The sequence below is a fragment of the Nocardia sp. NPDC059236 genome (assembly GCF_042754085.1).
Taxonomy (GTDB): Bacteria; Actinomycetota; Actinomycetes; order Mycobacteriales; family Mycobacteriaceae; genus Nocardia.
In genome coordinates this window covers 203,383-211,398 of record NZ_JBHZAF010000017.1, presented here as the reverse complement: position 1 = coordinate 211,398, position 8,016 = coordinate 203,383, and the positions used below count along the sequence as shown (strand labels likewise).

The following is an 8,016-nucleotide window of genomic DNA, read 5'->3' as shown; positions in this document are numbered from 1 at the left end:
ACCCCGAAGGGCCTTACCGCTCGACTTGCATGTGTTAAGCACGCCGCTAGCGTTCGTCCTGAGCCAGGATCAAACTCTCCGTTGAAGACTCTAGAATCACCCCGAAGGGCGAATCAGAAGTATCTCGAACCAGAGTCCGAAAACCTAGCAAAAATAGCCGGCTGGAAATTAGCCGACTTAAATGTCCGACCCTCACACGGGGGGTGAGAATCGGAACCAAATTTCAAAATTTGGCACTGACATTCATCGACACACTATTGAGTTCTCAAAGAACACACGCACAAGCAATCGATCCAAAGTTGATTGGATGTCCTGCGAGGCAACTTTTCCAGCCTAGCCGCGAGCCTCCGCAGAGTCAAGGGCCAATTTTCTGGCTGGCGTGTTCGTGTCCGGCGCTCCTCGTCCAACCTCGTATCCGCTTCCGATGATTTCCAGCCTCTGAGCTGGGCGTTTCGGTCCCGGTCGGTGTCCGTGTCGCTCTGACCTGGACTAAGTTACGCGGCGGATAACGCGAGGTCAAATCCGCTGGTCGCGGAGTCGTTTGCGCTGGTAAACGGGCTGCTGACCGGGGCGATCGGCGACCTTGGCCACTGGTTTGTGACCCAGGTCATTTCGATCTTGTTTCGGTATCGGCGATCCGGTCAGTCGGCAGCGCGGCGTACGCCGGCGAAGTTCTTCTTGCCGCGACGCAGCACCAGCCAGCGTCCGTGCAGGTAGTCGGCGTCGGACGGGGTCCACTCCGGATCGGACACCTTCTCGTTGTTCACCGCGGCGCCGCCCTCGTTGACCGCGCGGCGGGCCGCACTGCGGCCTTCGCACAGACCCGAGTCGACCAGCAGATCCACGATGGTGGAGGTTCCCGTCGCCTCGGCGACCTTGCCGTCGACCGCGGATTCGGCCAGGGCCGCCGACAGCGTCGACTCGTCGAGCTCGCGCAGATCGCCGCGGCCGAAGAGGGCCTGGCTGGCCAGCTGCACCGCATGGGTGTTCGCCTCGCCGTGCACGAGCGTGGTCATCTCGGCGGCCAGTCGCTTCTGGGCCTCACGGGCGAAGGGGCGCTCGGCGGTCGCCTTCTCGAGCTCGTCGAGTTCCTCGCGGGAGAGGAAGGTGAACCAGCGCAGGTAGCGGACCACGTCGGCGTCGGCGGTGTTCACGAAGTACTGGTACCAGGCGTAGGGGCTGGTCATCTCCGGGTCCAGCCAGAGGCTGCCGCCGCCGGTGGACTTGCCGAACTTCTTGCCGTCGGCCGAGGTCACCAGCGGGACGGTGAGGGCGTGCACGTGCTCGCCGTCGACCCGGCGGTTGAGCTCCACGCCCGCGATGATGTTGCCCCACTGGTCGGAACCGCCGACCTGCAGCGTGCAGCCGTATTCGCGGCGCAGCTGCAGGAAGTCGTTGGCCTGCAACAGCATGTAGCTGAACTCGGTGTAGGACATGCCGTCCGACTCCAGCCGGCGCTTGACGGTGTCGCGGGCCAGCATGACGTTCACCGAGAAGTGCTTGCCGATGTCCCGCAGGAACGAGACCGTGCTCAGCGACCCGGTCCAGTCCATGTTGTTGGCGATGATCGCCGCGTTCGGGCCGTCCAGATCCACGAAGCGCTGGAGCTGGGAGCGGATGCGGCCGGCCCATTCGGCGACGGTGTCGGTGGAGTTCATGGTGCGCTCGCCGACGTCGCGGGGGTCACCGATGAGGCCGGTCGCGCCACCGGCCAGCACGATCGGGCGGTGGCCGGCGCGCTGGAAGCGCTTGAGCGCAAGCAGGGGAACCAGGTGTCCGGCGTGCAGGCTGGCCGCGGTCGGGTCGAACCCGGCATAGAGGGTGATCGGGGCCTTGGCCGCGGCCGCACGCAGGGCGTCCAGGTCGGTGGACTGCGCGATCAACCCGCGCCAGGTCAGTTCATCGATGATGTCGCCGCTCACGGTCCCTATCTTTCCATTCCGCCTCTCCGCGACTTTTTCGCCCGGCCTTGGTGCCGTCGCCAGTACTGCATGCGGCCACCGGTGGAGAGCCAAGACAATTTTGGCCGTCCCCGACGAGTTACCCCGGTCGCAACGAAATCAGTTGTCGCGTGACATACGAGGAAACCCGTCGCCGAGTCTCGTCGGCGACGGGCAGGGGTCGAGCGATTGTTCGGGTCACTTCACCAGGTTGGTGAAGGTGGAGAAGGAGGCGCGGCGCTCGTAGGCGATCCAGGCGAAGACGCCGACCAGGACGAGCGGGAAGACCGCCAGGGCCGGGGAGCCGAGGACGAAGGCCTGGGTGGCGGCGGCGCACACCATGGTGATGGACAGGCCCGCGGCGGCGGGACCGTTCAGGCGGGCGACCAGCAGGCCGATGCCGCCGGATACCTCGACCAGTCCGGTGAAGTAGCGGAACCAGTCGCCCCAGCCGATCTGGTGGAAGACGCGGACGGCGTCGGCCTGGCCCGCGAACTTCGGCAGGCCGGAGGCGACGATGAAGAACAGGCCGAGCACGATCTGCAGGGTCCACAGCACGCGGTTGCGGAGCTTGCTCGGGGTGGCGGTGATGGCGACGGTCGGGGTGGCGGCGATGGCGGTCATGTCGAATGTCCTTCCGGGGCTTGTCGGTTCGGTGTCGAACTCGCTTGCTCACTAGGACGGGGGCCGTCGCGGAAACTCATCGCCGCTCGGGAGAATTTTTTTGGCTATGGCTCGAAGGCGGCCCTGAGCGCGGTCAGGTGGACACGGCTGGCGGTCGCGGCGGCCTCGGGATCGCGCGCGCGGATGGCGTCGTAGAGGTGCTCGTGCGCGTCGTGGTCGGTGGCCGGATCGCGCATGGGGCGGATGCGGAGCATGTCGATCATGGCGTGGCGCGAGCGCGGGACAAAGGCATTGAACAGCTCGAGCAGGATGTCGTTGTGGGCGGCGGCCACGACCGTGCGGTGGAAGGCGGTGTCGGCGTCGACCAATCCCTCGACGGAATCGCCGCTTTCGGCGCGGGCGGCCAGGGCGCGGAGCATGGCGCGCAGGTCGGCGGGGGTGCGGCGGCGGGCGGCCAGGGCGGCGCCCTCGGCCTCGATGGCGATGCGGGCCTCGATGACGGTGACGATGTCCGAGCGGCGCAGCACCGTGTCCCAGTCCTCGGCGACATCGAGGGCGGTGACGAAAACTCCAGCGCCCTGGCGGCTTTCGAGCACGCCCTTACCCGCGAGTTCACGAATGGCCTCGCGGAGCGTCGAGCGGCCGACGCCGAGCTGGGCGGCGAGCGTGGTCTCGCCGGGGAGGCGGTGGCCCAGCTGCCACTCCCCCGCGCGAATTCGCGAGAGCAGGACCTCGGCGGCCTGGGCGGCGAGCGGATGCCTCTGTACCTGCGCCACTATTGCTCGGCCTCTCTACTTGTCTGAGGAGTGAATCCCCTCTAGTCTAGTCCACATGGTTCTGGGTGCCCTGCTTCTCCTTCACCGCCGCGGCGGGGTCTGACCGACCGGCACCCCGCTAGCGGGCTCGCTGTGCTGCGCCGGTCACCTCCTCCGACGCGAAAGCGAATCTCCCGTGAGCACTCCCCCGAGCTGGAATCGTCAGCAGCCGTCCGTCATGCCCTCGCATCGGTATCGCGATGTGTACCAACGGGTTTCGGTGCCGCTGACCGAACGTTCCTGGCCCGCCAACCGGATCACGACCGCACCGCTGTGGGTGCCGGTGGATCTGCGCGACGGCAATCAGGCCCTGGCCGAGCCGATGGATCCCGACCGCAAGCGGCGGTTCTTCGAACTGCTGGTGGCCATGGGCTACAAGGAGATCGAGGTCGGCTATCCGAGCGCCTCGCAGACCGACTTCGATTTCGTGCGGTTGATCGGGGCCGAGCGGCTGGCTCCCGAGGACGTCACCATCGTCGTCTTCACCCCCGCGCGCCGGGATCTGATCGAGCGGACCGTGGAATCGGTGCGCGGCATTCCCAACGATGTAGTCATCCACATGTACACCGCCACCGCGCCTACCTGGCGGAATGTGGTGCTGGGCAAGACCCGTGACGAGCTGGCCGAGCTGATCACGGCCGGCGGGCGCGATGTGCTGGAACTGGCCGGGGACGTGCCGAATGTCCGGTTCCAGTTCTCGCCCGAGGTGTTCATGCTGACCGAACCGGATTTCGTGCTGGAGGTCTGCGACCGCATGACGACCCTGTGGGACGCCACGCCCCAGCGGCCGGTGACGCTGAACCTGCCCGCGACGGTCGAGGTGGCGACGCCGAATGTATACGCCGATCAGATCGAGTACATGCACCGGAATCTGGCGCGGCGCGACAGCGTGATCCTGTCGGTGCATCCGCACAATGACCGCGGCACCGGGATCGCGTGCGCGGAGTTGGCGGTGCTGGCCGGGGCGCAGCGGGTCGAGGGGTGCGTGTTCGGCAACGGGGAGCGCACGGGCAATGTCGATCTGGCGACGCTGGCATTGAATCTGCATGCGCAGGGCGTGGATCCGATGATCGACTTCTCCGATATCGACCAGGTGCGGCGGACCGTGGAGTACTGCACGCGGCTGCCGGTGCACGAACGCCATCCCTACGCCGGTGATCTGGTGTACACGGCGTATTCGGGGACGCATCAGGACGCGATCAAGAAGGGGTTCGCCGAGCATCGCGAGCGGGCGGCCCGGCTGCGGCGGCCCGAACGTGAAATCGCCTGGGAGGTACCGTATCTGCCCATCGATCCCGCCGATGTCGGCCGCTCCTACGACGCGGTGATCCGGGTCAATTCGCAGTCCGGCAAGGGCGGGATCGCGTACCTGCTGGAGACCGAGTACGGCCTGGAGTTGCCGCGCCGCCTGCAGATCGACTTCGCCCGCCACGTGCAGCACCACACCGACCGGACCGGGACCGAGGTGTCGGCGCGGACGCTGTGGGAGCTGTTCACCGCGACCTACGCGGGGGGCCCGGCCGATTCGGGCATCCCCGCCGATGCGACGGTCGAGGACGCCATCGGTCTGCTGGGCCGGCGTGGGTTCTCGGTCGAGGTGTTGTCGGTAACGCATCAGAGCGTGGACCGCGCCGGAGTCGATCCGGCCGTCGCCTACCTGGAGTACCGGACGGACGGTGGCGTGGCCTGGGCCTTCGGTACCGGTGAAACCTCCGCCCGCGCCACGGTTTCCGCAGTGCTGGCGGCCGGGGAGCGAGCCGCCCGGGCGGTACCGCTGGGCGTGTAGCCGGAGCTACCCGATGATGTCGCCGAGGACGGTCCCGGTGCCGGGGCCGTCCAGGCGGCGTTCGAGTTCGGCCACCCGGTGTTCGAGTTCGGTAATGCGCTGGCGGAGTTCGGCTTCGGCCGAGGGCACGCCGGTCGGGCCGGGGCTCGCGGCCATGCGGGCGTCGATCCGGTCGCGGAGGTCGTCGGCCGTGGCGCCCTCGCTGATGAGGACCTGGGAGGCCACGCCGGAGCCCTCGGCGACCAGGGCCAGCAGCAGGTGTTCGGGGCCGATGTGGTTGTGCTGCAGGCGCATTGCCTCGCGCAGCGACATCTCCAGCACCTTCTTCGAGCGGGGTGTGAAGGGAATGTGCCCGGCGTGGGCACCGTTCTCCTGGACGCCGACCGCCTGGTTCACCCGTTCGCGGAGGCCGGACAGGTCCAGGCCCACGTCCGCGAGGGCCTGCCCCGCGATCGGATCACCGCCGTGCAGGATGCCGAGCAGCAGGTGTTCGGTCCCTATCCAGTCGTGCCCGAGCAGGCGGGCCTCCTCCTGGGCCAGCACGATGGCGCGGCGGGCAGTGTCGGTGAACCGTTCGAACATGGGCTATTCCACCTAGGGTGAGCGGTCGATTCGTCCACCGTAGTCCTCCGGTCCGCCCGCCGATACGAACTCCGGTGCGCCGCATCCCGCCCGGCGCGCGGACCGATCCGGACTAGGCGGAACGATCCAGCTTGGGAGCGCGCGGGCTGCGACGGTAGGTCGACACCGCCGGGGAATCCGGCAGCCACAGGCGCCACGGACGGTCGGCGGCCAGGCTCACCCCGACCCGGGGACCGGCGGATACGGCAGCGGGATCGGTGATCTCGGGGCCGAGTTCCAAGCGAATCGGCGCGTCCGGGTCGAAGAGGTGAGTTCCGTAGTCGTCCAGGCGAATTCCGAGGGCGCTGCCGACATTGCCGGGGCCACGCGCCAGATCGGCGTCGGTTTTGGCGGCGGGGCGGCGGGTGCGGGCGAGATCGTGGCCCGCGATGATCTCCCCGGCCCGGACGAGGACGGCACTGGCGACGCCGTCGGAACCGCTGGTGACGTTCACGCAGGTGTGCATGCCGTAGCTGAAGTAGACGTACAGCACGCCGGGCGGGCCGAACATGACCGCGTTGCGTGGGGTGCGGCCGCGGCCGGAGTGGGCGGCCGGGTCGGGCCACGGGCCGGCGGGGTCGCTCCCGTAGGCCTCGGCCTCGACGATGCGCAGGCCCACCGGCCCGGACCAGAGCGTGCTGCCGAGCAGGCGCCGCGCGGCGCACAGTGGTTCGACGGCAAGCTCTTCGGCACTCACGCCGACCTATTGTTCCGCACGGCCGTCCCGCCCGGAGTGCCGGGACGGCCGTGCGGGGCCGGTTACCGCGTGGCCGGAGCCGGAGCGGTGCTCAGAGCCAGGCTGCGACGCCGCCGTGGTGCGAGCAGGTGCCGCTGCGGTGCTGGCTGAAGCTGTAGGTGCCGTCCTTGCAGCGGGCGGTAGCCCCGTCCGGGACCGTGGGAGACTCCTCCGGGCGCGGCACGCAGGCGCCGCTCACGTTCTCGTATTCGCTGGCAGCGCAGGCGGTGTGGAGCACCGGCGCGGCGACCGCGGGACCGGCGAGCGCGCTGCTCGCACCGATGAAGGCCGCGGCGGCCCAGGGCAGAATGTGTCGCGCCACACGGCGCTTGGTATAGCCGATCATTACGAATTCCCTTGCAGAGTAGCGGTGTCGAAACGGGAGCGGATGCCCCCGACGAGCGCCGAACAGTACGGGACCGCTATCGCCGCGACGCCGGATTCCTGTCGACCGACCGATTCGGCGACCTATTCGGCGCCACCCTGTTGCTGAATACCGGCCAGTTTGTCCGGATTCACCTGGAAGCGAATGTTTTCGATGTGACCATCGCGAATGTCGTAGGTCAGAGCACCCACACGGTAGTCGCCGATCATGGCCAGCACGCCGAGTTCGCCATTGATGTAGGCGGATTCGAGGCGGATGCCCGCGCTGATCGGTTTGGCCATGGCGCCGAGCATCCAGCGAGCCACATGGTCGGGACCGTAGAGCGGGCGGCGGGCGGCGGTGACCTTGCCGCCACCGTCGTTCCACAGCGTCACGTCGGGGGCCAGCAGTTCCATGAGCGCGTTGACATCTCCGCCCTGGGCCGCGGCCATGAACTTCTCGGTGACCTCCGAGCGGATCGAGACGTCGGTGTCGAAGCGCGGGCGGCGCGAGTGCACGTGGGAGCGGGCGCGATGCGAGATCTGGCGGACGGTGGCCTCGGGGCGGTCCAGGAAACCGGCGATCTCGGCATGCGAATAGCCGAAGACCTCGCGCAGCACGAAGACCGCGCGCTCGACCGGGCTCAGGGTTTCGAGGACGACCAGCATGGCGGTCGACACGGTGTCGGCCATCTCGGTCTCCTCTGCGGCGTCGGCCGTGCTGGTGAGCAGGGGTTCGGGCAGCCACGGCCCGACATAGGTCTCGCGGGTGGCGCGCGCCGAGGTGAGGCGGTTGAGCGCCAGATTGGTGACGGTGCGGACCAGATAGGACTTGGGGTGGGTGACCGTGTCCCGGTCCACCTCGTGCCATTTGATCCAGGCGTCCTGCAGGATGTCCTCGGCGTCGGTGACGGTGCCGAGCATCTGGTACGCGGTGCCGAACAGCAGCCGGCGGTGGGCGACGAAGGGATCGATCGAATCGTCCTGCCGGGCAGCGGGTACGGGCTGGTCGGGCGTGTGGTCCTGCATGGGACTCATACCTACCGGGTCTTGTGAAATGAATCCATCGGCGGGCCGGGATATCGCATCGATATCCCGGCTACCTGGGCGGACGCGAACCGGAGAGACGTT

Annotated in this window: 8 protein-coding genes and 1 rRNA gene; 1 reads left to right on the top strand and 8 read right to left on the bottom strand. The window is 68.0% G+C overall.

The window, feature by feature from the left end:
* The 4 genes from ACFXIV_RS35490 to ACFXIV_RS35475 form a co-directional block, all read right to left on the bottom strand.
* A 16S ribosomal RNA gene (locus tag ACFXIV_RS35490) occupies window positions 1-85 on the bottom strand; the annotation flags it as partial.
* Between the two features lie 556 nt (window positions 86-641).
* A complete protein-coding gene (gene tyrS / locus ACFXIV_RS35485) occupies window positions 642-1,922 on the bottom strand; it encodes a tyrosine--tRNA ligase (protein ID WP_379402687.1) in 1,281 nt (426 codons plus the stop codon).
* Window positions 1,923-2,138: 216 nt separating this feature from the next.
* The gene (locus tag ACFXIV_RS35480) at window positions 2,139-2,564 is read right to left on the bottom strand and encodes a DoxX family protein (RefSeq protein ID WP_379402688.1); all 426 of its coding nucleotides are present in this window, start codon (window positions 2,562-2,564) and stop codon (window positions 2,139-2,141) included.
* Window positions 2,565-2,668: 104 nt separating this feature from the next.
* Window positions 2,669-3,343, bottom strand: coding sequence for a FadR/GntR family transcriptional regulator (locus tag ACFXIV_RS35475; RefSeq protein ID WP_379402754.1), 675 nt, complete (start codon window positions 3,341-3,343; stop codon window positions 2,669-2,671).
* A gap of 214 nt (window positions 3,344-3,557) precedes the next feature.
* On the opposite strand from ACFXIV_RS35475, the gene ACFXIV_RS35470 reads away from it, so the two are divergent.
* Window positions 3,558-5,165, top strand: coding sequence for a 2-isopropylmalate synthase (locus ACFXIV_RS35470; protein WP_379402755.1), 1,608 nt, complete (start codon window positions 3,558-3,560; stop codon window positions 5,163-5,165).
* A 6-nt stretch (window positions 5,166-5,171) separates the two neighbouring features.
* On the opposite strand, the gene ACFXIV_RS35465 is transcribed toward ACFXIV_RS35470, so the two are convergent.
* The 4 genes from ACFXIV_RS35465 to ACFXIV_RS35450 form a co-directional block, all read right to left on the bottom strand.
* On the bottom strand, window positions 5,172-5,747 hold the full coding sequence (locus ACFXIV_RS35465; RefSeq protein WP_379402689.1) for a Clp protease N-terminal domain-containing protein: 576 nt from the start codon (window positions 5,745-5,747) through the stop codon (window positions 5,172-5,174).
* A gap of 112 nt (window positions 5,748-5,859) precedes the next feature.
* Window positions 5,860-6,483 carry a DNA-3-methyladenine glycosylase gene (locus ACFXIV_RS35460; protein ID WP_379402690.1) on the bottom strand — a complete coding sequence of 208 codons (624 nt, stop codon included), beginning with the start codon at window positions 6,481-6,483 and terminating at the stop codon, window positions 5,860-5,862.
* A gap of 91 nt (window positions 6,484-6,574) precedes the next feature.
* Window positions 6,575-6,868, bottom strand: coding sequence for a DUF3761 domain-containing protein (locus ACFXIV_RS35455; RefSeq protein ID WP_379402691.1), 294 nt, complete (start codon window positions 6,866-6,868; stop codon window positions 6,575-6,577).
* 122 nt (window positions 6,869-6,990) lie between these two features.
* Window positions 6,991-7,914: an RNA polymerase sigma-70 factor gene (locus ACFXIV_RS35450; RefSeq protein WP_379402692.1), complete on the bottom strand. Its 924-nt coding sequence runs from the start codon at window positions 7,912-7,914 to the stop codon at window positions 6,991-6,993.
* Window positions 7,915-8,016 lie beyond the last annotated feature (102 nt).